The following is a 25379-nucleotide window of genomic DNA, read 5'->3' as shown; positions in this document are numbered from 1 at the left end:
GAATGCGCCGCGGCTTACTTGGCCGCGACGTCGCGATCCTGGACGCCGCCCAGCGCGACCTGGCGGTCGCCGATCTGAATCGCCTTGCCGGCCATCAGGCGCTGATAGCGCTCGTTGCCGAGTTCGCGCTTGAACTGCGCGAGCGAGCGATCGTAACTGCGCGTGTATTCGGCAAAGGCCGTGCGGTTGCCGATGATCATCTGGACCTTGCGTTCGCTCAGCCCGGTTTCCTGGGACAGCGTACTCACCACTTCATTGGCGTAGACCGGTGCGGCCGCGGCCATGGCGACGACGAACAGTGCGGTTCTTGCGTTCATTGACGTTCTCCGGTCGGGCCTCCTGGCCCTGTGGCTGCGACGTCGCCGCAGGCCGGTGTGGGGTGACTCCGGCACTGACATCATTCGCGTCTAAGCGCTTGCGCGCGAGTGCCGTACTGCCCCATGACTGATGTCACGTCTGCGTAGAAACCGACGAACGGCAGCAACGTTTTTTTGCGTTGCGGCATCGGAATTCGGATGAGTCGATGTCGCGTGCGTGCGTGCGCGCTGCGCGCGCATCGCGGATAACGTGTGCAGTCGTTGCGATCCCGTCGACGATGCGCGGCTCAGGCCGCTGCCGGCAACTCCGGCGTCACGCCGGCGATCAGCGCGTCGAAGTAGTCGCGGGTCAGGCGCAGCTGCGCATCCGCGCTTTCGGCGCGGTTGACCACGGCGCGGAACGCGGCGTTCTCGGGCCGGTCCTTGGCGTACCAGCCCAGGTGCTTGCGCGCGATGCGCACGCCCGAGAGTTCGCCGTAGAACGCATGCAGATGTTCCAGATGGCCGAGCAGCCAACCGCGGATATCGGCCAGCGAAGGCTCCGGCAGCAATTCGCCGTGAGCCAGGTAGTGCGCCACTTCGCGGAAGATCCACGGCCGCCCCTGCGCGGCGCGGCCGATCATCACCGCATCGCAGCCGGTGCGCGCAAGCACCGCCGCGGCCTTCTGCGGCGAGTCGATGTCGCCGTTGGCCAGCACCGGGATGCGCAGTTCGGCCTTGACCGCGGCGATGGTGTCGTACTCGGCCGTGCCGGTGTACTGCTGGTCGCGGGTACGTCCGTGCACGGCCAGGGCCTGGATGCCGGCGTCCTGGGCGATCCGCGCGATGTTCAGCGCGTTGCGTTGGTCGTGGTCCCAACCGGTGCGGATCTTGAGCGTGACCGGCACGTCCACCGCCCGCACCACCGCCTCCAGGATGCGCGCCACCAGCGCCTCGTCGCGCATCAGCGCCGAGCCGGCCCAGGCGTTGCAGACCTTCTTGGCCGGGCAGCCCATGTTGATGTCGACGATCTGGGCGCCGTGATCGACGTTGTGGCGCGCCGCGTCGGCCATCACCTCGGGCACGGTGCCGGCGATCTGCACGCTGATCGGCGCGGGCTCGCCGCTGTGGTCCATGCGGTGGCGCGACTTGGCGGTGGCCCAGAAGCGCGCGTCGCTGGTGGTCATCTCCGACACGCACAGCCCTGCGCCCAGGCGCTTGCACAGCACCCGGAACGGTTTGTCGGTGACGCCGGCCATCGGCGCGAGCACCACGCGGGGATCGATGTCGTGGGGACCGATGCGCATGCGGCGATTGTACCGGGCCGCCGTGTCGGGCCGCGGTGGCAGGCCCGAATTGCCAGGCATCGAAGCCCGGCCGGCGCTGGCCGGCCGGGCGCGGAACTCAGCCGGTCTGGTCGTCGACCGTGGCGCCCGGGGCGTTCAGGGTTACCGAGGCGATGCCGTTTTCGCGGCCGCTCTCGTCGGCGTACATCTGGCTGGTACCGATCACCTGGCCGTTGGTCGCGGTCAGGTTGAAATAGAGCTTGGCGTTGCTGGCGGTCTTGCGGTCGTAGCGCTTCGGGTCCTGGCTGTTCTTGCGTACCGACTCGATGCCGGCGGTGCAGGATGCTTTGGCCGAATAGCCTTCGCTGGTCAGGATCACTTGGCCGTTGCCGGCCTTGAGCACGAACTGGGACTCGCCGTTGGAACGTTTGCTGATCTCGAACTTGCCGGCCATCGTGTTTCCTCTTGGGGAAGGGCAACTGCCCTAGTCAAGCACACTAGACCAGGCTGTGTTACCGATCCATTGACATTGAGCGGCCAGGACCGCTCAGTGGCGGGCGGTGCGGCGGCGCCAGAACAAGAAACCGGTGACCAACAGGAAGCCCGGCACCAGGCCGGTGAAGGCGACCAGCCATTGCCAGATGCGGCCGCCGACGAAACCGCCGTGCACCGGGTAGAAGGCCTCGCTGACGCGCGCGCCGGTGCCCTGGGCGGTGGCGTCGTGCACACCGAGCACGACGCCCTTGTAGGGATCCAGCCAGACCGCGCTGCGCCCGACCGGGTGCCATTCGCCGGCGGCGCGCATGCGGATCGTGACCAGGCCGCTGTCGGCCTTGGGCAGGCCGATCCGGCGCAGCTCGGCGCCCGCCAATTGGCCGTCGGCGACGCGCAGCAGGGCCGGCCAGTCGATCGCCGCCTCGCGCGCGCCGAGCTTGGGCGGCTTGCGCGCATCCGCGCCATCGCCGAATACGGCTCGCAAGACCGTGCGGGTGGGGCCGTCGTAGACCATGCCGACGCCGGTCAGCACCGCCAGCAGGGTCAGCGGCAGCCACAGCACGCCGGCGCCGCGGTGCCAGCTGAACCAGCGCCGGGTCGGCGGGCCGCGGTACCAGCGCAGGCTCGCGGCCAGCGCCGACCATCGCGGCCACCACAGGTAGAGACCGCTGAGCAGCAGGAGCAAGGCGATCAGGCCGACCACGCCCAGCACCTGTTCGCCGGCTTTGCCCGCGAGCAGATGGGTGTGCCAATCGCGCAGCCATAGCACGGCATCGTTGTGCTTGTTGCGGACCAGCAGCAGCTCGCCGCTGGCGCCGTCGAAGTAGCGCCGTTCGCCGTCGGGGAAATAGCCTTGCCAGACCGGCAGCTGAGCGGTCGGCAGGTCCAGCGAACTCATGCCCTGCGGCTGCCAGTCGGCGACGATGCGCGCGAGCGCGGCTTCGCGTTGCGCCGGCGACGGCAGCGCGCGTTCGACCAGGTCCGGCTGCGACCACGCCAACAGCTCGCGCTGGAACGCGAGCACCGTGCCCGACAGCGCGACCAGGGCGAACACCAGGCCCACGCTCAGCCCCAGCCACAGATGCAGCCACTTCAGCGCCGCCCGCAGGCGGCGCTTGATCGGATGAGATGCCTGGCGTGAGGTCATGCTGGGCTCGGACTAGTGAGTGGCCGCTTAGAACCGGTGCGACCAGCTCGCGCTGAACACCCGGCCGCGGCCGGCGACGTAGGTGTCGGCGCGCGGCGTGCTCTGCGAGTAGTAGGTGATGTACTGCTCGTCGAACAGGTTTTCGATGCCCAGGCTCAGGCTGCCCAGCGGCAGGGCGAAGCGCGCCTGCAGGTCGAAGGTGGTGTAACCGTCGGCGCTGGCGACCTGGACGCCGCGCAGGTCGAAGTCGCGGTCCAGCGAGCGGCTGCCCTGCAGGCGGGTGGAGATGCCGGGGGTCCAGGTCTGGTCCCAGAACGCGGTCACGCGGTCGGGGCTGATGTTGATGCCGGGCAGGTCGCTGTCGACGCGGTCGTCGCCGTTGCTGTCGTAGCGGCCCTTGGCGCCGGCGTAGCCCAGGCCGACGCGGCCGGCCTCGGAGAACTGGAACGCGACGTTGCCTTCGATGCCGCGGATCTCGGTGCGCTCGCGCACCACGTTGTAGCTTTGGGTGGCGGTGTCGAAGGCCAGGCGCGAGCCCAGGTCGGAGTCCGACCAGTACGCGGCCAGGTGCACCAACCAGCGGCCGTTGTCGAAGTCCAGGCCGATCTCGCGGTTGTCCGACACCACCGGCGACAGATCGACCAGCTGGTCGACGCGCTGGTTCGGCGCGGTGATGCCGCGCAGCACGCGGCCGATGTCGGCGACGGTGTAGCCCTCGGAGTAGGAGGCATAGAACTTGAGCGCGTCGGTGGCTTCGAACACCACGCCGAAGTTCGGCAGGGTTTCGCTGGTCTTGGGCGAGCCGCCTTCGACGAAACGGCTGCCGCCGGCGTTGGCGGGAATGGTGTTGAAGTCGTCGACCTTGAGCTTGCCGCGCTCGTATCGCAGGCCGCCGGTCAGCATGATCTTGTCGGTAAGCCACCACTCGGCCTGCACGAACGGCGACCAGGATTCGTACTGCGTTTCCGGCACCCAGTTCAGCCGCGCCACCACCAGTTCCTGGTAGGTCTTGTCGCGCGCCCAGTCCAGGCCCAGGGTGACGCGCAGGCGCTGGTCGAACAGGTTGTCGCGCGACCAGCTGAACTTGCCGCCGAGCTTTTCCGAGACGTTCTGCGACTGGTCCCACCAATGGAGGTCGCGGCCGTCGCGCCAGAAATCGCCCCAGTCGGTGGCGCCGTACAGGCCTTTGAAATCGACCCAGTACAACTGCGCCTGAAAATAGCCGCCGGCCAGCGATTTGTCGGTGTAGTCCAGCGCCAGCGAGGTCGAACGGTTGCGCGCGCCTTCGCCCTCGCGGCTGCCGCGCGTGGAGGTCGCAAGCTGGCCGGTGGCGAGGTTGCCGTTGACGGTGATGTAGTCGTTGTTGCCCCGCAGCTCGTAACGGCTGGCGGTGAGCTGGAGGCGGCGTTCGTCGTCGAGTTCCCAGCCGGCCTTGGCGAACAGGTTGTGGCTGCGTGCGTCCATCAGGTCGCCCTGGATGTCGTTGACCGCGATCGCGTCGCCGTTGCCGTCGTAGTACAGGCCCTCGCTGGCGTAGGACAGGCCGCCGACGAAATCGAAGGCGCCGCTGCGGGTGCCGAACAGATAGGACGCGCGGTAGCCGGTGCTGTCGCTCTGGTGTGGCAGCGCGGTGCTGGCGCCGATGCTGATGTCCTGGAAGGTCTCGCCGTCCTGGCGCGGGGCGCGCTTGGTGATGATGTTGATGATGCCGCCCGACGCGCCCAGGCCCTGCAGCGCGTTGGCGCCGTGGATCACTTCGATGCGCTCGATCATGGCCGGATCGACGGTGTGGCCGTCGCGTCCGCCTTCGCGCAGCGGCGTGGACTGCGGCACGCCGTCGACCAGGTACAGCGGCTTGCGTCCGCGCAGGGTCTCGCCGCCGTTGGTGAGCTTCTGGCGCGAGGGCGAGAACGAGGGGATCAGGTTGGCCAGCACCTGCGAGATGTCCTGGGTGACGGCGAGCTGCTGACGCAACTGCGCCTGGTCGATCACCGTGATGGTGTTCGGCAGCGCGGCCTCGGAGTCGGGGCTGCGGCTGGTGCTGGCCGACACGGTGACCCGATCGAGGTCGGTCGCCTCTTCGGCGTAGGCCACGGGCGCGGCGAGGACGGCCAGCAGGGCGCTGGCGAGCAGATGACGAGGGGGCATTACCGGGTCCGGGAACTGCAGGGGACCGCTATGATAATGCGAGTTATTCTCATTTGACAGCCGGGAGTGGGGTCGGCCGCCAGCCCGGAGTTGGAATCGTCGGCCCTGGGCCCCTCTTTACGCGCCGAAGCGGGCCCGCAGCTCGTGGTCGCGCGGCATCGCCGAAGCGGCCCCGGCGCGCTCGGTGGACAGGCCGGCGTAGCGATTGGCGTAGGCCACGTGGTCCGCGAACGGGGTCTGGGCGTGGCGCGCCAGTGAGGCGGCCAGGGCGCCGTTGAAGGCGTCGCCGGCGCCGGTGGTGTCGATTGCGCGCACCGGCGCGGCCGCGACCCGGTAATAGGCCTGCGCGTCGCCGTGCAGGCGGCCCTCGGCGTGGGACACGAAGCAGCCGGCCGAGCCCAGGGTCACCACCACGCTGCCGTGCGGCAGCAGGCGCCGACAGTCGGCGTGCAGCTCGTCGTCGGCCAGGGCGGCGAGCTGGTCGGGATCGACCACGGCGCCGGTGTGGCGCTTGAGCTGGGCGCAGAACTCGGTTTCGTTGGGCGTGACCACGTCGGCCAGCGCCCACAGTTCCGGCGTCGCCACGGCGTCGGCCGGCGCCGGGTTGAGCAGGGCCAGCGCGCCGGCACCGCGCGCATGCGCGAACGCGGCCGCGACCGAGGCCGGCGGCGATTCCAGTTGTCCCAGCACCACGCGGGCCTGGGCGATGGCCTCGCGCTGCAGGTCGACGAAAGCGGTCGACAGCTCGGCGTTGGCGCCCGGGCCGATCACGATGGAATTGCGGCCGTCGCGATCGACGTAGATGCCGGCGGTACCGGTCGGCGCGTCGCTGCGCAGGTCGCGCAGGTCGATGCCGTCGGCGGTCGCCAGCGCGCGTGCGAGCTGTCCGCCCGCGTCCTCGCCCAGCGCGCAGACGAAGCTGGTGCTGGCGCCGGCGCGCGCCGAGGCGGTGGCCTGGTTGAAGCCCTTGCCGCCGGGGCCGGTGTGGTACTGCCCGGCCAGGGTCTCGCCGGGCCGCGGCAGCGCCGCGACCGACCAGACGTGATCGACGTTGAAGGAACCGACGACGACGACCTTGCTCATGGTTCAGGACGAGAAGTGGGTGAGCACGCCGGCGATGGTCGCGGTCATGAAGGTCGCGATCGAACCGCCGAGCACCGCGCGCAGGCCGAAACGGGCCAGATCGGCGCGACGCTCGGGGGCCAGGCCGCCGATGCCGCCGATCTGGATCGCGATCGAGCTGAAGTTGGCGAAGCCGCACAGGGCGTAGGTCGCGATCAGGCGGCCTTCGTCGCTCAGGCTCACCCCGGCGGTCTTGCCGTTGACGATGTCGGCCAGCTGCAGATAGGCCACGAACTCGTTGATGACGACCTTCTGGCCGATCAGCGAACCGACCGTGGTCGCGTCCTGCCACGGCACGCCGATCACCCAGGCCAACGGCGCCAGCAGATTGCCGAGCAGCGACTGCAGCGACAGTTCCGGGCGCGTGCCGAACAGCGAGAACCAGCCGTCCTGCAGGCTCGGCGCCAGCCAATAGGTGAACTGGCTGTGGATGCTGTCGTAGCCGTTGGGGATCATCAGATGCGAAGCCCAGACTCCGCCGATCATGCCGTTGACCAGCGCGATCAGGGCGATGAAGGCCAGCAGCATCGCGCCGATGTTCAGCGCCAGGCGCAGACCGTCGCCGGCGCCGGCCGCGGCGGCGTCGATGATGTTGCTGGAGGTCTTCTCGACTTCCATCTTGACCGTGCCGCGGGTCAGCGGTTCGCCGACCTCGGGGATCAGGATCTTGGCGACCACCAGGGTCGCCGGCGCGGCCATGATCGAGGCCGCGAGCAGATGCTTGGCGTAGAACGCCTGCTGTTCCGGATCGCCGCCGCCGAGCATGCCGACATAGGCTGCGAGCACGCCGCCGGCGATATGGGCCATGCCGCCGATCATCATCGTGATCAGCTCGGACTCGGTCATCTTCGGGATGTAGGGGCGCACCGTCAGCGGCGCCTCGGTCTGGCCGATGAAGACGCTGGCGCAGACGCTGGTGGTCTCGGCGCCGGACACGCGCATGACCTTGGTAATTGCCCAGGCCATGCCGCGCACGATGCCCTGCATCACGCCCAGGTGGTACAGCACGCCCATCAGGGCGGCGAAGAAGATGATGGTCGGCAGCACCTGGAAGGCGAAGATGAAGCCGTAGGTGTTGATGTCCATCAGGCCGCCGAAGATGAACTTCGAGCCTTCGCCTACGAAACTCAGCACGGTCACGAAGCCATGGCCGATCCCGTCGAACACGTCCTTGCCGCCCGGCACCAGCAGCACCAGAGACGCGAACGCGATCTGCAGCGACACGCCGGTCGCCACCAGCTTCCAGTCGACCCGGCGCTTGTTGTTGGAGAACAGCCATGCGATGCCGACCAGCACCGCCAAACCAAACAGGCCGAATAACACCCGGACGATCGAATCCACTCAGTTCTCCCCGTGCCGTCCGGGATCCCGGCGGCTGAAATTATCGTTATTGGACCACGCCGGGCGCGGCCGCCGGCCTCTACGCGGGCCGGAGGCGCAGCCTAGTCCACCGGTCCGCGCCGCGGCAAGCCGCGGGGCCGGTTCAGGTATCGCGCGCGACCACGCGGTTGCGGCCGGTCTGCTTGGCCTGCTGCAGGCGGCGGTCGGCACGGCGCAGCAGCCGCGATAGGTCCGAGCCCTCCTGCGGGTAGCCGGCCAGGCCGGCGCTGAAGGTCAGGTGCAGCGGATCGGCGCCGCGGCCGGGCTCGAACGGGCGCTCGGCCAGGACCTGCCGGATCGCGTCGACCTGCTCCCAGGCCGTGCCCAGGGGTTTGCGCAGCAGCAGCACGAACTCCTCGCCGCCCAGCCGCACCAGCCATTCGGTCGAGCCGGACTGCTCGCGCAGCACCGCGACCACGTGGCGCAGGGCGCGGTCGCCGGCGTGGTGGCCGTTGTCGTCGTTGATGCGCTTGAAGTGGTCCAGGTCGATCAGGGCCAGGGTCAGGCTGCCGCCGTCGTGGCGCACCGCGTCGAACAGGCGCTGGATGCGGTGCACCAGCCAGGTCCGGTTGGGCAGCCGGGTCAGGCCGTCGGTGCCGGACATCTCGATCAGGCGCTGCATGCGGTACACGACCATGGACGTGATCAACGCGAACATCAGCAGCAGCAACACGCGCTGGCCCTGGCCGCCGGGGGCGACCGCGCCGTAGTCGCTGGAAATCAGCTGTTCGGGCGAGGAGGTCAGCGCGAACACCGCCAGCACCAGCACACCGTACTGGACGATCGCCATCGCGCCCGCGAACAGGGTGACGCGGCCGTCGCTGCGTAGCGCGGTCAGCACGATCGACAGCGGGTAGCCGCACCACACGATCAGACTGTTGAGGCCCGACGGCAGGTGCTGCAGCGCCAGCGCGATCAACACCAGGGTGGTCGCGGTGACGTCGAAGCCGGCGGTAGCGAACGGCAGCCAGCGGTAGCGTCGCGGCCGCCGCGCCAGCACCAGCCACAGCTGCGCGAACACGTTGACGAAGATCGCGCCGCCCAGGCCGATCAGGGTTTCCTGGATGGTGCCGCCGCCGATCGCGTTGACCAGCGGCAAAAGCAGCAGCATCGCCGCAAGCACGGCGCGCAGGCGCGCGACCATCAGCTCGCCGCCGGCGCCGATCTCGAGCATGATTTCGTCGGGTCGCGACGTCAGCGATACCGCGATGTCGCGCAAGCGTTCGCCCACTGCGTGCATGGTGTCTCCCCGTTGGGCCAGCCGAGCATAGCGCGCGTGCGTCGCCCAGGGCAGGGTGGCCCAACGGCGCCGGCGCCCGGGCTCAGATCCCGCGCACCGCCACCCACAGCGCCAGCACCGCGAACACCGCGGCGGCGACCAGGCGCGCGGCCTTCAGCGGCAGGCGGTCGGCGAAACGGCTGCCGAGCGCCACCACCGGCACATTGGCCAGCAGCATGCCGACGGTGGTCCCGGCGACCACCTCCCACAGCGGCGAATAGCGGGCCGCCAGCAGCACGGTCGCGACCTGGGTCTTGTCGCCGATTTCGGCGACGAAGAAGGCGATGGCGGTGGCGATGAAGGCGCCGCGCGCCGGCAGGCGCTCGCCTTCGCCGTCGAGCTGGTCCGGTTTCAGGGTCCACAGCGCCACCGCGAGGAAGCTGGCGGCGACGATCCAGCGCAGCACCGAGGGCTGCAGCCACTGGGCGGCCAGCGCGCCCAGCCAGGCGGCCAGGGCGTGATTGAGCAGGGTCGCGACCAGGATGCCGGCGACGATGGGCCAGGGCCGGCGGAAGCGTGCGGCCAGCAGCAGGGCCAGTAACTGGGTCTTGTCGCCGATTTCGGCGAGCGCGACCGTACCGGTCGAAAGGGCGGCCGTAGCCAGTGGGGGCGTGCCCATCAAAAGCGTGTCCATCGGAACTCCGGGGCCGGGCTTCGCGCGGAGGCGAAGGCAAACGCTGCACGGCCCGACCCGGGTGCGCGCAACGCCTGCCTTCGGTCTTGCCCGTGGTCGCTGGCGCGGACATGCGTCGCGCGCTGGCTGCCGCTCCTGCGCCATGGCCGGTGGGCCAAGTGTGTTGACGCAGGTCCCCGCGTGCCGGATCGGCGGCGGAGGGGCTACTCCCCGGAGGAGGAAGTGCGCGCATTGTAGCCCCGTGCGGCGGCGAGTGCGTTAATGCTAGGAACTAGTAGAGGCAGGAATTAGGAACTAGTGAGCTTCTACTAATTCCTGCCTCTACTAGTTCCTGCCCCGAGTTCCTACTATTTCCTAATTCCCGCTCCTTCTATTTCCTGCTATTTCCTGCCCCGAGTTCCTACAGTTCCCAATTCCTGCCCCCCTCCAATCCCGGTCCCGGTTAGCATGCGGGGGCGAACCTCTCGGAGCACCTCATGCAATACCGTCGCCTGGGTTCTTCCGGCCTGCAGCTGTCGGCGCTGTCCTTCGGCGCCTGGGTCACCTTCGGTGCCCAGATCGGCCGCAGCGCCGCACGCGAACTGATCGCCACCGCCTGGGACAACGGCGTTAATTTCTTCGACAACGCCGAGGGCTACGCCAACGGCGAAGCCGAGCGCGTGATGGGCGACGTGATCGCCGACCTGCGCCTGCCGCGCGACGGCTATTGCGTGTCGAGCAAGGTGATGTTCGGCGCCGCCGCGGATCCTCTGCCGACCCAGAAGGGCTTGTCGCGCAAGCACGTGACCGAGGCCTGCCACGGCGCCCTCAAGCGCCTGCGCGTCGATCATCTGGATCTGTACTACTGCCACCGCCCCGATCCGGAGGTGCCGATCGAGGAAACCGTGTGGGCGATGGATGCGCTCATCCGCCAAGGCAAGGTGCTGTACTGGGGGACCTCGGAATGGTCGGGGGCGCAGATCCGCGAGGCCCACAAGGTCGCCCGCAACCATCATCTGCATGCGCCGACCATGGAGCAGCCGCAGTACAACCTGCTGCATCGCGAGCGGGTCGAACTGGAATACGCCTCGCTCTACGCCGAACTCGGCCTGGGCACCACGATCTGGTCGCCGCTGGCCTCGGGCCTGCTGACCGGCAAGTACAACGACGGCGTGCCCGAAGGTTCGCGCCTGGACCACGACGACTATCGCTGGCTGCAGCGCAGCGTGCTCAGCCCCGAGCAGCGCCGGATCGAACGCGCTCGCGCCTACTCCGCGGTCGCGCGCGAGCTGGGCACGGAGCCGGCACCGCTGGCGATCGCCTGGTGCTTGCGCAACCCGCACGTGTCCAGCGTGATCCTGGGCGCGACCCGGCCCGAGCAGCTGGTGCAGAACCTGCAGGCGCTGGACCTGCTGGACCGTTACTCCGAGCCGGACTGGGACCGGGTCGAGAAAGCCACCGCCTGAGCAGTCCCGGCTGAAGCGGCCCGATCCGAGGCCCGTGCCCGGGCCGGCCTGCGGATGGGCGCAGGTCCGGGGTGCCGGCTGCGTTCCGGCCAGCAGTGCAAACAGGTGTTGACTGGCAAATGAGAATCATTATCATCCAACTCGACCCCTGATCGAGTCACCTGCCATGTCCCTGCGCCAGCCGGTGTTGCAGCTCAAACCTCGTACTGACCGCTCCCTTCCCCCGGTAGTAACCGCCGTCGCCCCCGCGGCGAGCGCCGTGACGGCGGCCAACGTCTTGTTGGTCGAAAGCGTCGCCCTGTTGCGCGGCGCGCGCGAAATCCTGATCCGCCACGGTGGGGAGGTCTATCGCCTGCGCCACACCCGCAACGACAAGCTGATCCTGACCAAGTAAGCGCCGTAGCCCGCGACACCCGTTACGGCATGGCCGCGCCGCAATCCCAGGGAAGGGAGGCGGTGCGGCCATGCCATGACGGGCGCGGCGGGCTCGCTGAGCGGCTTCGCGGCAATTCCGGTAACGCCAATCGGCAACCCGACCCGCTCGGGTTCCGCGCCACGGACGGCGCTCCAAACCCTCCTCCAGGCCGCCAGCCAGCCGTTCGACGGCATGCCAGCCAGCCCGAATCCACCACTCGAGCTGACTCCATGCACCGCGTCGATCGCAACGCCGGCCTGCGCCGGTCCGTCCGTACTCCCCTCGTTCCCAGCGCGCTCGCGCTGGCCCTGATGCTGGCCCTGCCGGGCGTGGCGCTGGCCGCGCCCGCCGACGCCACGGCCGAATCGCCGGACGGTTCCGGCGCCGGCGCGCGCGAGCTCGAACGCATCGTCGTCACCGCCACCCGCACCGAGCGCGAACTGCAGGACGTGCCGGCCGTGGTCACCGCGATCGACCGCGAGCGCATGGACGAGGAGATCGTGCGCGATCTCAAGGATCTGTTCCGCTACGAGCCGGGCATCAGCGTGAGCAATGCGGTCGGTCGCTTCGGCCTCGGCGACATCCGCATCCGCGGCCTGGGCGGCAACCGCGTGCGCGTGGAGACCGATGGCATCCCGGTGTCGGATAGCTTCAGCATCGGCAGCTTCTCCAACGCCAACCGCAACTTCGTCGACCTCGACACCCTCAAGCGGGTCGAGATCGTGCGCGGCCCGAGCAGCGCGCTGTACGGTTCCGACGCGCTCGGCGGCGTGGTGTCCTTCGTCACCAAGGACCCATCCGACTACCTGCTCGACGGCAAGGACAGCTACTTCGGTTTCAAGCTCGGCTACCAGGGCGAGAACCGCGGCCTGTTCGGCGGCGCCACCGCGGCCTTCGGCGGCGAGCGCTGGTCGGGCCTGGTCGCGGTCGGCCACCGTCAGGGCAAGGAAACCGAAAGCATGGGCACGCGCCGCAGCGAGGACGCCACCCGCACCGCTGCCAATCCACAGGACAGCGACGGCCGCAGCCTGCTGGCCAAGCTGGTGTTCGCGCCCAGCGAGCACCAACGCTTCAAGCTGACCGTGGAAGGCAACGAGGATCAGACCGACACCGACGTGCTGAGCTCGCGCGGCAACGCCCTGGTCGCACCGGGCGCGCCGGCCGTGCGCACTCTGTCGCTGCTCGGCGACGATCATCAGACCCGCGCCCGGGTGTCGTTCGCGCACGAGATCGACGCGCTAGACGCCGCGTTCGCCGACTCGCTGCAGTGGCAGATCTTCCGTCAGGACAGCGAAACCACCCAGCGCACCAGCGAAGAACGCGTGACCATCGTCGGCGGCCGTCCGACCAACCCGACCCGGCGCGAGCGCGAGTTCAACTTCGACCAGCGTGCAACCGGCGCCGAGGCCACACTGCACAAGGGCTTCGTCACCGGTTCGGTCGAGCACACCCTGACCTACGGTTTCGAATACACCCGCACCGACATCCGCCAGAAGCGCGACGGCCAGGCCATCAATCTCACCACCGGCGCGGTCACCAAGAGCATCTCGCCGGACGTGTTTCCGGTGCGCGATTTCCCGGTCAGCCGGACCACGGTCGCGGCGCTGTTCGTGCAGGACGAGGTCGGCTTCGCCGACGGCGCGTTCCGTCTGGTGCCGGCGTTGCGCGTGGACCGTTACGAGCTCAAACCCGAAGTCGACGCGATCTTCGCCGGCGACAACCCCGGCGTGGCGGTGAGCGAACTCAGGGAAACCGCGGTGTCGCCGAAGCTGGGCGCGGTCTGGCATTTCGCCCAGGACTGGTCGCTGTTCGGCGGTTACCAGCACGGTTTCCGCGCGCCGCCGTACAACGACGTCAACCTGGGCTTCACCAACCTGCAGTTCGGCTACACCGCGATCCCCAACCCCGACCTCAAGCCCGAGACGAGCAACGGCGTCGAGCTGGGCCTGCGCTACTCGGGCGAGGCGGTCTACCTCGAAGCCTCGGCCTACTACAACCGCTACAACGACTTCATCGAATCGCAGCGCTACATCGGCAACAACGCCCAGGGCCTGATGGTGTTCCAGTCGCAGAACGTAGCCGAGGCCGAGATCCGCGGCGTCGAACTGCGCGGCGGCGTCGACTTCGCTGCGCTGTCGCCGGCGCTGGCCGGCTGGTCGCTGCGCGGCGCGGCGGCCTGGTCGAAGGGCGAGGACCGCAGCACCGGCGCAGCGCTGTCCTCGATCGACCCGCTGCGCGGCTCGCTGGGCCTGGCCTACGACCGCGACCGCTGGGGCATCGAGCTGGCCGGCCGTTTCGCGCGCCGCAAGAGCGATCTGCCGCAGACCGGATTGTTCGCGACGCCGGGCTACGGCGTGCTCGATCTGCTCGCGCACTTCAGCTTCGCGCCGGGCGCCAAGGTCGACATCGGCGTGTTCAACCTCGGCGACAAGAAGTACTGGGACGGCGGCGATCTGCCCAGCACCCTGGCGGTGACCAGCGGCACCGTCGACCGCTACAGCGCTTCGGGCCGCAATCTGGGCGTCAGCCTGGCGGTGAACTGGTAAGCGCATGCGCGCGTCGCGATCACGGCCGGGAGCGAACACGGACGCGGGCGCGCTGCCCGCGCCCGAGCGACTGGCCGCGGTCGCGACCGTGCTGTGCCTGTATCCGCGCCGCCACCACGATGCGCTGGCCGGCTGGCTGGACAGCGTCGACGCGCAGCGCTGCCTCGGCGAAGAGGTCGAGGCAGCGCGCGAGTCGATCCTGTTCCGCGACGCACGGGAACGCCCGTGCTGGCGCCTGTACCTGCTGCCCGACAGCGACTTCCTGGCCTGGGACCTCGCCGTCGGCGCCTTGCCCCACCATCGCTACGAACCGGCCGGCGGTCGCTTCGTCCGCGTTTGCCGTGGTCTGTGGCGCCGGCTGGGCAACGGTTGGAATGCGCAGGTGCTGCGCTTGCAACTGGCCCACGACGAAGCCGGCCGCCGCATCGTGGTCGCCGACAGCGCCACGCCTTCGGCGCTGGGCCTGGAGCATGCACGCCGCATCGCCGCGGCCGAAGGCGCGCTCCTGCGCACCGGGCCGGACACCTGTTGCTGCATGGCGCGTCGCGCCGCCGCATCCGGCTCGCAGCCGATCGCCTCGCATTGAGCTTCACCGAATCCGCCGAATTCAATTCGCCGCAACGAATCCGTTATCCATTCATCAACCGAGAACCGTACCCATGAATCTCCGACTGCTAGCCGCCTGCCTGACGCTCTCCTGCGCGGCAACGCCAGCCTTCGCCGCCGCGCCTGCCGCGGCCGACGCCGCGCGCGACCGCGCGTCGATCCTGGCCATGCAGGGCGAGTACATCGTCGATTTCGCGTTCGACGAAACCGTGCTGCTGCAACCCGGCTACGAGCGTGCGCCGGCCATGCGCAGCGGCGGCAACGAGACCGTGATCGTGGTCGAGGACACGCCGACCAAGATCGTCCTGCAGCACATCCTGGTAGATGAGAAGAGCGGCCACGTGACCAAACACTGGCGTCAGGATTGGACCTACGAGGCGCCGACGCGCTTCGAGTTCAGCGCCGACCAGACCTGGCAGGTGCGCGCGATCCCGGCCGAGCTGACCCGCGGCGCCTGGACCCAGTGCGTGTTCGAGGTCAGCGACGCGCCGCGCTACTGCGGCACCGGCCGTTGGGAATACCGCAACGGCGCGGCCACCTGGACCAGCGACCTGAGCTGGCGTCCGCTGCCTCGCCGCGAGTACACCAAGCGCAGCGACTACAACGCGGTCTCGGCGATCAACCGCCACACCCTGACCCCGGGCGGCTGGACCCACGAGCAGTTCAACACCAAGGTGCTGCGCAAGCCCGACGGCAGTCAGATCGAACTGGCGCGCGAGTTCGGCTTCAACGATTACCAGAAGACCAAGGACGTCGATTTCAAGCCGGCCTACAGCTACTGGGATGCGACCCGCGGCTACTGGGCCAAAGTGCGCCAGCGTTGGGACGGATTCCTGGGCAAGGCGCCGGGCGTGCACCTGAAGACCAAGATCGACGGCATGGCGATGATCGTTCCGCTGTTCGAGCAGGCCGGCGGCCTGGAGCAGGGCAAGGCGGTCGCCGACAGCGAGATCGATGCGGTGTTCGCCAAGTGGGTGGAGGCGGCGCCGCAGGAAAAGCGCTGAGCCGGCGCAGGCGGCGCGGACATTCGGCCGCGTCGTCGTGAAGCGCGGGGTTGGCGCGGATCGTCACTCGTATCGCGCCGCCTTGAACCGCGGTGTGAGATCGCGGCCGTGCGTCGCAAACGCGCTGCCGCCAATCCGCCGATGAACCGCTGCCGGCGCCCGATGCGGCGCCGGCTACGCGTACCGGATCAGACCAGGACCGGCGGGGGCGGCGGCGGAGGCGGTGCGGGAGGAGCCGGGGGCGCAGGCGGTGCCAGTGTCGGCGGTGCGTCCGGTGCCGCCGGCGGCCTCGGTGCGCGTGGCGCGGACGGCGGTGCGGGCGGCGCAGAGGGCGCCATCGCGTGCGGCGGTGCGGGCGGTGCCGGAGGAGCGGGCGGTGCTGGCGGCGTCGGCAGCAGCAGGCGCACGCTCTTGGGCACCTTGACCCGCGCGCTGGCTTCCTTGCGATCGCGCAGATAGGCGACCGCGACTTCGCTGCCTTCCGGACGCGCGCGCAGCGCTTCCATGGTGTCGCGCGGCGTGCTCACCGGCTTGCCGTCGATGCTGCGGATCACGTCGCCGGGTTCCAGGCCGGCCAGGTCGGCGCCGGCGCTGAGCACCAGCACGCCGCGGTCGGTGCCGAAGTAACGCCCCAGTCCGCGATCGACCGCGGCCAGGTTCAGGCCGTTCCAGCGGAACGCCTCGACCAGCGCCGGCGTCGGGCAGTCGCCGCCCTTGCAGGCGAAGATCGGGCCGGTCCGCGCGATGTCCGCACGCACGCGCTGCTTGATGGCCGGCAGCTGCTGCATGTCGAAGGCATAAGACTTGGCGTCTTCGGGATCGAAGGCGAATCGGCCCATGACCACGTTGCCGCCAGGCGTGACGATGCCGCCCTCGTCGCTGTCGAACACCAGCACGTGCTCGCCCAGCTGCGGCTTGATCTTGACCGTGGTCTTGCGGCCCTCGCGTTCGTAGCCGATCGTGATCGGCACATCCACGTCCAGCGAGTCGAGCGCGGAACGGGTCGCGGCCAGGCGGGTTTCGCTGTCGTCGCCGCGCACCGCGTCGCCGTTGACGGCGACGATGCGGTCGCCGCTGCGCAAGCCGGCCTTGGCCGCGGCGCTGTCGGGGGTGACGGCGACGATGCGCGCGCCGGCCTGCGGATCGGAATTCAGCACCACGCCCAGCAAGGGGCGCTGTTCGGTCTGGCGGATCACGATCTGGCGCTGCGCGTCGAGCGCCCCCAGCCGTGCGAGGCCGGCTTCGTCGCGGGCGATGTAAGCCTGGCCGCGCGCGCCTTCGGCGCGCGAGCGTGCCAGTTCGCTGACCCGGCGCTGGGCTTGGCGCAGCTGATCCAAGGCCGCCTTCATTTCGGCGTCGGTCTTGGCATCGGTCTTGGCGTCGCTGCGGGTCGTGACGGTGCGCGTGCGCACGGTCGCGTCCTGGGCGACCGCCACCGAAGCGACGGTCGCGGCGGTCGCGAGCGCGAGCGCGGTGATGCGGAGGCGGCGGGATGTCATACGGACCTCTGGAGGTGATGTGGACTGGACGGGCAGGAGATAAGGAGCGGCATGGCGGATCAGTCGACGCGCACCAGCGCGCCGTCGTAGCGCTCGCCGTGGGCGGCGAGCCAGCGTTGGGTGCTCTCGACGCCGGCCAGGTCGCGCAGCGTCTGCACCCGTTGTTCCCACAGAGAGGCGCGTTGCGCGGCCGGCAGGCCGTCCTGACGCAGGGCGGCGTCGATCACGCCGATCCGGCTGTCGAGGTCGGCGCTCATCAGGGTCGCGCCGGCGCTGCCGACGCGCTCGTCGCGGGCCAGCGCGACCAGGGCTTCCAATTGCGCCGACTCGGCCTGCCATTGCGCGATCGCGGCGGCTTCGGCGGTTTCGACATCGGTGGCATCGGCGGCGGCCAGCGCGGTCGCAGGTTCGGCGCTCGCCGATTCGATGACCGGCGCCGGGGCGCGGCGTTGCGGCTGACGCGCCTTCGGGTGCGGCTTGCGTTGTGTGCCGGCGATCTTGCCCGGCAGCTCGCGGGTCGCGATGGCGGGTGCGGACGCGACGAGGTCCGGCAAGGTGGCGGCGGACGGACGAGTGTCGGCGGCGATGCTCGGCGTCGGAGCCGGCTCGGCGCTGCGGTCGGACGCCGGAACGATCGTGGCAGGCGCGGTCTTGGCCGGCACGTTCGTGGCCGGTGCGTTCGCAGTCGCGATGCGGCCCGGCTCAGGCGTGTCGGTACCGCGCTGCAACGCGATCGGCACCAGCGCCATTACCGCCAAAGCCGCGGCGGCCGCGGTCCAGACCGGCCAGCGTCGACGCCGCGGCGAACGGGCGGCGCTCGGCGCGCTCGCACCGCCGCGCGCGTCCAGCGCTGCGGACAGGCGCGACCAGCCGTCGGCCGGTGGCGTCTCCGCCGGCAGGGCGGCGAAGGCGGTGGACCAGTCGCTCGGCGCGGGCACGCCGTGGCGGGAGCTGGCGTCAGGCATGGGTGGCCTCCATGGTCGGTTCCAGCAGTTCGCGCAGGCGGCGACCGCCGCGCGCGAGTTGGGATTTGGAGAAACTCGGCGTCCGCTGCATCAGCGCGGCGATTTCGTCGTGGGTGTAGCCCTCGGCGTGGTACAGCCACAGCACGCTGCGGGTCGCGGCCGGCAACTGCGCCAGCGCGCGCCCCAGCGCCGAGGCATCGGCGGCGGCCGGCGGCGGTGGCGCCTGTTCGTCGGCGTAGCGGTCGTCTTCCAGCACCAGGGCGTGCTCGTGGCGGCGTTGGCTGCGCAGGCGCATCAGGGCTTCGTTGATCGCGATCTGGCGCAACCAGCCCCAGAACGGGCTGTCGCCGCCGCCGCCCTGGCCGCGGAAGTCGCCGATCCGTCCCAGCACCTTGAGCATGGTGTCCTGCAGCACTTCGGCCGCCTCCTCGCGATCGCCGCCGCTGCCGCCCAGGATCCGCAGCGCCAGGGTGTAGACCGGGCGCTCGAACCAGCGATAGATCTGCTCGAACGCGGCCCGCTCGCCGGCGCGCGCACGGGCGAGCAGGGCGTCTGGCACATCGATCGCGAAGCTTGAGGTGGCTGGCATGTATTGGTCTGGATGCGGCCGGGCGGCAAACCGTCGCAGCGGCCGGCTGGGCCTATACTCCGCCTATCTAAAGGGAGGGGACACCATGGGACCGATTCTGGCCGTCGTGCTGCTGGTAGCCGGCGTGATTATCCTGTTCAAGACCGTGCGGATGGTGCCGCAGGGTTACGAATGGACGGTGGAGCGCTTCGGCAAATACACCCACACCATGACCCCGGGGCTGCACTTCCTGATCCCGGTGGTCTACGGCGTCGGCCGCAAGATCAACATGATGGAGCAGGTGTTGGACGTGCCCTCGCAGGACGTCATCACCAAGGACAACGCCGTGGTCAAGGTCGACGGCGTGGTCTATTTCCAGGTGCTGGACGCGGCCAAGGCCGCCTATGAGGTCGCGCAGCTGGAAATCGCCACGCTCAACCTGGTGATGACCAACATCCGTACCTCGATCGGTTCGATGGACCTGGACGAATCGCTGTCGCGTCGCGACGAGATCAACGCCAAGGTGCTGGTCGCGGTCGATCAGGCCACCCATCCCTGGGGCCTGAAGGTCAACCGCATCGAGCTCAAGGACATCCAGCCCCCGCGCGACCTGGTCGATTCGATGGCCCGGCAGATGAAGGCCGAGCGCGAGAAGCGCGCCAACATCCTGGAGGCCGAGGGCTTCCGCCAGGCCGCGATCCTCAAGGCCGAAGGCGAGAAGCAGTCGGTGATCCTGGAAGCCGAGGGCGAACGCGAAGCCGCGTTCCGTCACGCCGAGGCGCGCGAACGCCTGGCCCAGGCCGAAGCCAAGGCGACCGAGATGGTGTCCAACGCGATCGCCCAGGGCAACGTGCAGGCGATCAATTACTTTGTCGCGCAGAAGTACATCGAGGCCTTCAAGTCGCTGGCCGAAGCGCCGAACGCGAAGTTCGTGATGATGCCGATGGAGTCGGCCGGCGTGATCGGTTCGCTGGGCGGCATCGCCGAACTGGCCAAGGAAGCGCTGGACCGTCAGCCCGGTCGTCCCGCCGCTCCGCCGCCGCGTCTTCCGGGGGCCTGAGCGATGCAGCTGAACTGGCAGATGGTGACCTGGGCCGCGGTGGCCCTGCTGCTGTTCGCGGCCGAGGCCTTGGCGCCGGGGGCGTTCATGCTCTGGCTCGGCTTCGCCGCGGGCGCGGTGTTCGTGGTGGTGCTGGTGTTCCCCGACCTGCCGGTGCTCGCGCAGGTGACGATGTTCGTGGTGCTGAGCTTCCTGTCGATCCAGGTCTACCGGACCTGGTTCCGCGGCCGCGAGCGCAGCAGCGACCAGCCGGCGCTGAACCGCCGCGGCGAACAACTGGTCGGCCGCGTGCTCGTGTTGGACCGCGCCATCGTCCAGGGCCGCGGCCGGGTACAGATCGCCGACGCGTACTGGGAAGTGATCGGCCCGGAGCTGCCGACCGGCGCCTCGGTGCGCGTGGTCGCCTGCGAGGGCATGAGCCTGCGGGTCGAGGCGTTCGGGCAATAAAGGGTTCGCGATATTGCAAGGAAGGGATGCGATGAAGCGCCGTGAAAGCCTGTGGATCGGTGTCGCCCTGGTTGCGCTCGCAGCCGCAGCCGCTTCGCGCCCGGCGCTCGCCGGGCGGGCCGTGCCCGCGGCCGCACCGGCGCAGGCACCGGCACCGGCACCGGCACCGGCACCGGCACCCGCGGCCAGTTGGATCGGCCGCGTGGTGCCGCCGTATCCGGACGGCCTGAAGTCCAACACCGGCAGTTGCGTGGGTTCGGGCAGCTCGCCGGAACAGATCTGCGCGCGTTCGATCGGCACTCTCGACGACGCCGAGGACCATTCGGTCAAGTTCTACGCCGGCGAATTCGCCGGCCGCGAAGGCAACGAACCGCGTTGGAAGATCACCGACGTTATGCCTTATCCCAAGCTCAAGCGCGGCGAGTACGTTTCGGTCGCGACCTGCCAGCGCGACGGCGTCGACGACCCGGGCCTGGTCGCGATCGTCGATACCGCGGTACCCGATGCGGCTGCGCAGGAGATGTTCGAGGCCCGGCGCTGGGCGATGCGCCTGGACCGCGACAGCGGCAAGTTCGTCGAAGTGCCGCCGGCGAGCGTGCGCTGCTACAACGAAGGCTTCGGCGCCGAGTAAGGCTTGTCGTCCGGCCTGCTACCTGCGGCGACGACGTAGATCGCGGCCGGGTCTCCGGACGGCGGCGACGACCCGCATAGCGCATCGCGACTCGCGTCGCTTCCACCGTCGTGCCACCGTTGCCGCACCTGTCCGGCCCATGCGCCGGCGTACCGTGGGCCGGGGCGCATCGCGGTCGGTCTCCGTGGGATAATCCTGGGCTCCCCAACGTCCAGGCCCGCCGCTCATGACCCAGAAGACCATTCTTAACGACGCCCACCGCGCGCTCGGCGCCAAGATGGTCGACTTCGGCGGCTGGGACATGCCGATCAGCTACGGCTCGCAGATCGAAGAACATCACCAGGTCCGCCGCGATGCCGGCATGTTCGACGTCAGCCACATGACCGTGGTCGATCTGCGCGGCGCGCGCACCCGCGAGTTCCTGCGTCACCTGGTCGCCAACTCGGTCGACAAGCTGCAGAAATCCGGCAAGGCGCTCTACACCTGCATGCTCAACCCGCAGGGCGGCGTGATCGACGACCTGATCGTCTACTTCCTGGCCGAGGACTTCTTCCGCCTGGTGGTCAACGCCGCCACCCGCGAGAAGGACCTGGCCTGGATCGGCGAGCAGGCGCGCGCGTTCGACGTGCAGGTCACGGAGCGTCCGGACTACGCGATGATCGCGGTGCAGGGCCCGAACGCGCGCGACAAGGTGCTGAGCCTGCTGCGCGAGGAAGACCGCGCGCGCATCGGCAAGCTCGGCAAGTTCGTCGCCGGCGACGCACAGACCGCCGACGGCACCGCGCTGTTCGTCGCCCGCACCGGCTACACCGGCGAAGACGGCTTCGAAGTGGTAGTGCCGGAAACCGGCGCGGTCGCGCTGTGGAATGCGCTGCTGGCCGCGGGCGTGAAGCCGGCCGGCCTGGGCGCGCGCGACACCCTGCGCCTGGAAGCCGGCATGAATCTCTACGGCCAGGACATGGACGACCAGGTGTCGCCCTACGAGGCCGCGCTGGCCTGGACGGTCGCGCTCGACGAGGGCCGCGACTTCATCGGCCGCGCTCCGCTGGAGCAGCAGAAGGCCGCCGGTGCGCCGCGCCAGATGATCGGCCTGGTGATGGACGAGAAGGGCGTGCTGCGTCACGGCCAGAAGGTGCTGACCGCCAACGGCGACGGCGAAATCCTGTCGGGCACGTTCTCGCCGACCCTGAACAAGTCGATCGCGTTCGCGCGCGTGCCGGCCGGCGAGCCGGGCCAGGTGCGGGTCGACATCCGCGGCAGGGAAGTCCCGGTGCGCGTGGTCAAGTTCCCGTTCGTGCGCGACGGCCAGCCCCAGGACGGCGTGCTGGGCTGATCGCGACCATGGCCGCGCGCGTCGACTATTACTTCAGCCTGATCTCGCCCTACGCCTACTTCGGCCACGCCGCGTTCCTGGACGCGGTGCGCGAAGCGGGCGCCGAGGTGGCGTACCGGCCGTCGCGGATCTTCGACCTGTTCGCGGCCAACGGCGGTCTGCCGCTGGGCCAGCGCGCGCCGGCACGCCAGCGCTACCGCCTGATCGAGCTGCAGCGCTGGCGCGCCAAGCGCGGCTTGCCGCTGAACCTGGCGCCCAGGTACTTTCCGCTCGACCCCGGCCTGGCCGACCGCTGCGCGATCGCCCTGGTCGCGGCCGGCGCCGACCCGGCCGCATACATGGACGCCGCATTCCGCGCGCTGTGGGTGCACGACGCCGACATCGCCGCCCCGGCGGTCCTCGCAGAACTGTTGACGCGTCACGGTTTCGATGCCGCGCCGGTGCTCGCCGCGGCCGACGCGGCCGAGACCGTCGCCGCCTATCAGCGCAATACCGAGGCCGCGATCGCCGCCGATCTGCCGGGCCTGCCGGGCTACGTGCTCGACGGCGAGCCGTTCTGGGGCCAGGATCGCGTCGAGGATCTGCGCGAAGCCCTGATCAGCGGCCGCGCGCCCTTCCGGATCGGGCAGGACGACCGCGCATGAACACACCCTCTCGCATGTTGCTTCCGCGCCGCTAAACTAGGCGCAGTTCCCCAGCCGCCCCCGCAGAGTTTGAGGCCAGCCATGAGTGAAATCCCCGGCGATCTGAAGTTCATGAAATCCCACGAGTGGGCCCGCGTCGAAGGCGACGGCAAGGTCACGGTCGGCATCTCCGACCATGCCCAAGGCCTGCTCGGCGACCTGGTCTACGTCGAGCTACCGAACATCGGCGACCGTGTCGAAGCCGGCACCGCCTGTGCCGTGGTCGAGTCGGTGAAGGCCGCCTCCGACGTCTACGCGCCGATCAGCGGCACCGTCACCGCGGTCAACGCCGCGCTGGCCGACAAGCCGGAGACGATCAACGAAGACGCCTACGGCGAAGGCTGGATCTTCACCGTCGAGGTCGAGGAACCGGACCAGCTCAACGAACTGCTCGCACCGGACGACTACGCCGAGCTGCTCGAAGACGACGACCACTGAAGGCAGGCGTCGCCGGGCCCGCGCGGTCCGCGACGCAAGCCTGGCCGGACCGCAAGCGCGTCCGGCCTGTCCGCCACGGCCGCCTCGCGCGGCCGTTCGCTTTTGTGGAGGACGTCGGGCTCCGGCGCGCGGCCCGACGCGATGGCCTGGCTAAGAGGCTTCGCGCGGCGCAGGTGGTCCGGTGCCCTGCAGCCGGGTGAGCGGCGTGGGCGAGGGCGCGGAGCGAACTCGGAACTCGCGACATCCGTCCATGCGACGTCCGCGCGTGCGACGCGCGGACGTGCCGGGGCTGCGCGGCAGCAGGAGTGAGGCGCCGATCCGCGTCAGCTTCCGCTCTCGTTCGCCGGCTTCCGGCCGACGGCAACGCCCAGGCCGCGTCGTCGACGCTGGCCTGCCATCCACGCCAGTCCGGTATCTGCCGGTCGCATGCGGCGGCTGCAGCCAGACGCGCGCGGCGGCTATCGGTACCCGCCATAGCCGGTGCAGTGACGAAAGCGAGCAGGCGGCGCGCGCCTGTCGCTGACGTCAGCCTCTGACGACTTATGGCCGCGTACAGCGGGCGAAGCGGTTCGCGGACGCATATCGGTCGCCGCCGCGGTCGCCCGGTTTGCGGCCACGTACGGCGGGTGCAGCGCGTCGTCGGCGCGCATACGCCGTGCTCGGCGGCCCTTCGATTCGTGGCCGCTCGCTGCGAAATCCGTCCCGCGTTCGGCGTCGGCGCCGCCGCCGTTCGTACCGGCGCACACCCCGCGTAGGGCGCTCGGTCGCCGCGCGAGGCATGGAGTGGGCTCGCGATGCGAGGCCCGATCCGGTCGGCGACTCGCCCGCGGCGTCGGCGAACCGAGACGCTCCGCCGCGGCCGATGGGCGGCAGCGACCGTGGTCGCCGTGCCGCTTCACCCACTCCTCACGCGTCCGACGTCGCCGCGTCCATCCCTCGTGCGCCGCGCCGATGCCGTTCGGCGGTCGCGCCGGAGCGGCGGCATCGGTCGATCGGTTGCCGGTCCGATCGCCGACGAGGGCGAGCCGCCGCCTCCGCGATCTCCCTCCGCCGCCGACGATGGCCGCTGCCGCTGCCGCTGCCGCTGCCGACGCCCGATCGCGAACACGATTAAAAACCCCTTGTTTTCAGCATCCGCGTGGATGCTGCGCGAGCGCAGCGCCGGCGCCGGAACCGACGTTCGGCGGCACCACATCGAACGCTCACCAGCGCCGCGCGTGTGCCCACGCCGAGTGCGCGCAGCGTCGCCGCCGATGCCGTTCGCGGTGCGTCGCCGGTCGCCGGCGGCTTCGAAGGCGGCGGAAAAAGTTCGCGCACTTTTGCGCAAATCGGCTTGTGCGGCGCGAAACGCGGCGCCCGTCGGCGCCGTCGCCGACGGGCGCGAAACGACGCTCGGAACGACCGCGATCGCGCTGCGACGCAATGCGCGCATCGCAACGCGCACGCGCGATAAAAAAATAGCGATGCGCTGAAAGCCGCGCCAGATATGGCTTTCAGCGTAGTCGTTCGAACTCGATGCGATGCGCGACGCGCGATCGCCGCGTCGTCGCGTCGTCGTCGTGGTGGTTTTCCGTCAGGGTCGGCGGGAGCCGGTCCGAAAAAAAAGTTGCCGGAATTGTTGACAGTGCGAAAAAGCGTGATTAGGTTTCGCCCAGCAGACGTTTCCTGCGGAAGAGAGTGAGTACAACGAACGCGACAACGCGCAGCAAAAAACGAACCTCCGCCCGGACAGTCAAAACGGTGGACGCAGGATTCGTTTCCCTCGCGAAAACGCAATCGTTCTTCTCGGCCCCGTCGGCGTCGCGCCCCATACGACCCGGTTCGCCCTGTGCGGATCGGGTTTTTGTTTGGCCGCAGTACGCGGCCGGATGCGTTCCCGCCCCCGGGGAGCGTGTCGAAGAATCCGTTCCGGCGCGCTCTGCGCGTCGACGGCTGCTCGCGGGTCCGACTCC

At 69.7% G+C, this 25379-nt stretch carries 24 protein-coding genes; 12 read left to right on the top strand and 12 right to left on the bottom strand.

Going from position 1 to position 25379, the window contains the following annotated elements:
- Nucleotides 1–14: 14 nt before the first annotated feature.
- The 9 genes from ASE10_RS04225 to ASE10_RS04185 all read right to left on the bottom strand — a co-directional run bounded on the left by ASE10_RS04225 (nt 15) and on the right by ASE10_RS04185 (nt 9787).
- A complete protein-coding gene (locus ASE10_RS04225) occupies nt 15–317 on the bottom strand; it encodes a hypothetical protein (protein WP_056098938.1) in 303 nt (100 codons plus the stop codon).
- Nucleotides 318–604: 287 nt separating this feature from the next.
- Nucleotides 605–1603 carry a tRNA dihydrouridine synthase DusB gene (gene dusB / locus ASE10_RS04220; RefSeq protein ID WP_055903648.1) on the bottom strand — a complete coding sequence of 333 codons (999 nt, stop codon included), beginning with the start codon at nt 1601–1603 and terminating at the stop codon, nt 605–607.
- 97 nt (nt 1604–1700) lie between these two features.
- Complete coding sequence (locus ASE10_RS04215) at nt 1701–2036, bottom strand: YegP family protein (RefSeq protein ID WP_055903637.1); 336 nt, start codon at nt 2034–2036, stop codon at nt 1701–1703.
- Between the two features lie 93 nt (nt 2037–2129).
- Nucleotides 2130–3224, bottom strand: coding sequence for a PepSY-associated TM helix domain-containing protein (locus tag ASE10_RS04210; protein ID WP_055903634.1), 1095 nt, complete (start codon nt 3222–3224; stop codon nt 2130–2132).
- Between the two features lie 27 nt (nt 3225–3251).
- Nucleotides 3252–5372 carry a TonB-dependent receptor gene (locus ASE10_RS04205; RefSeq protein WP_055903631.1) on the bottom strand — a complete coding sequence of 707 codons (2121 nt, stop codon included), beginning with the start codon at nt 5370–5372 and terminating at the stop codon, nt 3252–3254.
- A gap of 117 nt (nt 5373–5489) precedes the next feature.
- The gene (locus ASE10_RS04200) at nt 5490–6455 is read right to left on the bottom strand and encodes a ribokinase (protein ID WP_055903629.1); all 966 of its coding nucleotides are present in this window, start codon (nt 6453–6455) and stop codon (nt 5490–5492) included.
- Nucleotides 6456–6458: 3 nt separating this feature from the next.
- Entirely contained in the window at nt 6459–7835 is a 1377-nt protein-coding gene (locus tag ASE10_RS04195; RefSeq protein ID WP_055903627.1) for a nucleoside transporter C-terminal domain-containing protein, read from the bottom strand.
- A gap of 142 nt (nt 7836–7977) precedes the next feature.
- Entirely contained in the window at nt 7978–9114 is a 1137-nt protein-coding gene (locus ASE10_RS04190) for a GGDEF domain-containing protein (protein WP_056098963.1), read from the bottom strand.
- A gap of 82 nt (nt 9115–9196) precedes the next feature.
- Complete coding sequence (locus ASE10_RS04185; RefSeq protein WP_235565823.1) at nt 9197–9787, bottom strand: TMEM165/GDT1 family protein; 591 nt, start codon at nt 9785–9787, stop codon at nt 9197–9199.
- A 476-nt stretch (nt 9788–10263) separates the two neighbouring features.
- Between ASE10_RS04185 and ASE10_RS04180 the strand changes: the two genes are divergently transcribed.
- The 5 genes from ASE10_RS04180 (at nt 10264) to ASE10_RS04165 (ending at nt 15803) form a co-directional block, all read left to right on the top strand.
- Nucleotides 10264–11232: an aldo/keto reductase gene (locus ASE10_RS04180; RefSeq protein WP_055903614.1), complete on the top strand. Its 969-nt coding sequence runs from the start codon at nt 10264–10266 to the stop codon at nt 11230–11232.
- 166 nt (nt 11233–11398) lie between these two features.
- The gene (locus tag ASE10_RS19460; protein ID WP_082559691.1) at nt 11399–11626 is read left to right on the top strand and encodes a hemin uptake protein HemP; all 228 of its coding nucleotides are present in this window, start codon (nt 11399–11401) and stop codon (nt 11624–11626) included.
- A 335-nt stretch (nt 11627–11961) separates the two neighbouring features.
- The gene (locus tag ASE10_RS04175) at nt 11962–14193 is read left to right on the top strand and encodes a TonB-dependent hemoglobin/transferrin/lactoferrin family receptor (RefSeq protein ID WP_056305269.1); all 2232 of its coding nucleotides are present in this window, start codon (nt 11962–11964) and stop codon (nt 14191–14193) included.
- A gap of 4 nt (nt 14194–14197) precedes the next feature.
- Nucleotides 14198–14779, top strand: a complete 582-nt coding sequence (locus tag ASE10_RS04170; protein WP_055903611.1) for a hypothetical protein — start codon at nt 14198–14200, stop codon at nt 14777–14779.
- Between the two features lie 73 nt (nt 14780–14852).
- Nucleotides 14853–15803: a DUF6607 family protein gene (locus ASE10_RS04165; RefSeq protein ID WP_055903609.1), complete on the top strand. Its 951-nt coding sequence runs from the start codon at nt 14853–14855 to the stop codon at nt 15801–15803.
- Nucleotides 15804–15991: 188 nt separating this feature from the next.
- Here ASE10_RS04165 and ASE10_RS19975 read toward each other — a convergent pair whose 3' ends face one another.
- The 3 genes from ASE10_RS19975 to ASE10_RS04150 are packed head-to-tail and all read right to left on the bottom strand — an operon-like array spanning nt 15992 to nt 18856.
- A complete protein-coding gene (locus ASE10_RS19975; RefSeq protein WP_055903605.1) occupies nt 15992–17302 on the bottom strand; it encodes a PDZ domain-containing protein in 1311 nt (436 codons plus the stop codon).
- A 59-nt stretch (nt 17303–17361) separates the two neighbouring features.
- A complete protein-coding gene (locus tag ASE10_RS20525; RefSeq protein ID WP_055903602.1) occupies nt 17362–18267 on the bottom strand; it encodes a hypothetical protein in 906 nt (301 codons plus the stop codon).
- Complete coding sequence (locus tag ASE10_RS04150) at nt 18260–18856, bottom strand: sigma-70 family RNA polymerase sigma factor (RefSeq protein WP_055903599.1); 597 nt, start codon at nt 18854–18856, stop codon at nt 18260–18262. Before ASE10_RS04150 ends, ASE10_RS20525 begins: the two co-directional genes overlap by 8 nt.
- Nucleotides 18857–18941: 85 nt before the next feature.
- Between ASE10_RS04150 and ASE10_RS04145 the strand changes: the two genes are divergently transcribed.
- The 7 genes from ASE10_RS04145 to ASE10_RS20930 all read left to right on the top strand — a co-directional run bounded on the left by ASE10_RS04145 (nt 18942) and on the right by ASE10_RS20930 (nt 24899).
- On the top strand, nt 18942–19895 hold the full coding sequence (locus ASE10_RS04145; protein WP_055903596.1) for an SPFH domain-containing protein: 954 nt from the start codon (nt 18942–18944) through the stop codon (nt 19893–19895).
- A 9-nt stretch (nt 19896–19904) separates the two neighbouring features.
- Nucleotides 19905–20342 carry an NfeD family protein gene (locus tag ASE10_RS04140; RefSeq protein ID WP_055904067.1) on the top strand — a complete coding sequence of 146 codons (438 nt, stop codon included), beginning with the start codon at nt 19905–19907 and terminating at the stop codon, nt 20340–20342.
- A gap of 31 nt (nt 20343–20373) precedes the next feature.
- A complete protein-coding gene (locus tag ASE10_RS20695; protein ID WP_056306734.1) occupies nt 20374–20973 on the top strand; it encodes a hypothetical protein in 600 nt (199 codons plus the stop codon).
- Between the two features lie 226 nt (nt 20974–21199).
- A complete protein-coding gene (gene gcvT, locus ASE10_RS04130) occupies nt 21200–22306 on the top strand; it encodes a glycine cleavage system aminomethyltransferase GcvT (protein WP_055903590.1) in 1107 nt (368 codons plus the stop codon).
- 8 nt (nt 22307–22314) lie between these two features.
- Complete coding sequence (locus tag ASE10_RS04125; protein WP_055903587.1) at nt 22315–22950, top strand: 2-hydroxychromene-2-carboxylate isomerase; 636 nt, start codon at nt 22315–22317, stop codon at nt 22948–22950.
- 81 nt (nt 22951–23031) lie between these two features.
- A complete protein-coding gene (gene gcvH, locus ASE10_RS04120; RefSeq protein ID WP_055903584.1) occupies nt 23032–23427 on the top strand; it encodes a glycine cleavage system protein GcvH in 396 nt (131 codons plus the stop codon).
- Between the two features lie 1142 nt (nt 23428–24569).
- The gene (locus ASE10_RS20930; RefSeq protein ID WP_157480862.1) at nt 24570–24899 is read left to right on the top strand and encodes a hypothetical protein; all 330 of its coding nucleotides are present in this window, start codon (nt 24570–24572) and stop codon (nt 24897–24899) included.
- Nucleotides 24900–25379 lie beyond the last annotated feature (480 nt).

Source organism: Lysobacter sp. Root76 (genome assembly GCF_001428685.1).
In the GTDB taxonomy this organism is placed as follows: Bacteria; Pseudomonadota; Gammaproteobacteria; order Xanthomonadales; family Xanthomonadaceae; genus Lysobacter.
Note: the sequence above shows the minus strand (reverse complement) of the source record. Positions and strands in the feature narration are given on the sequence as shown.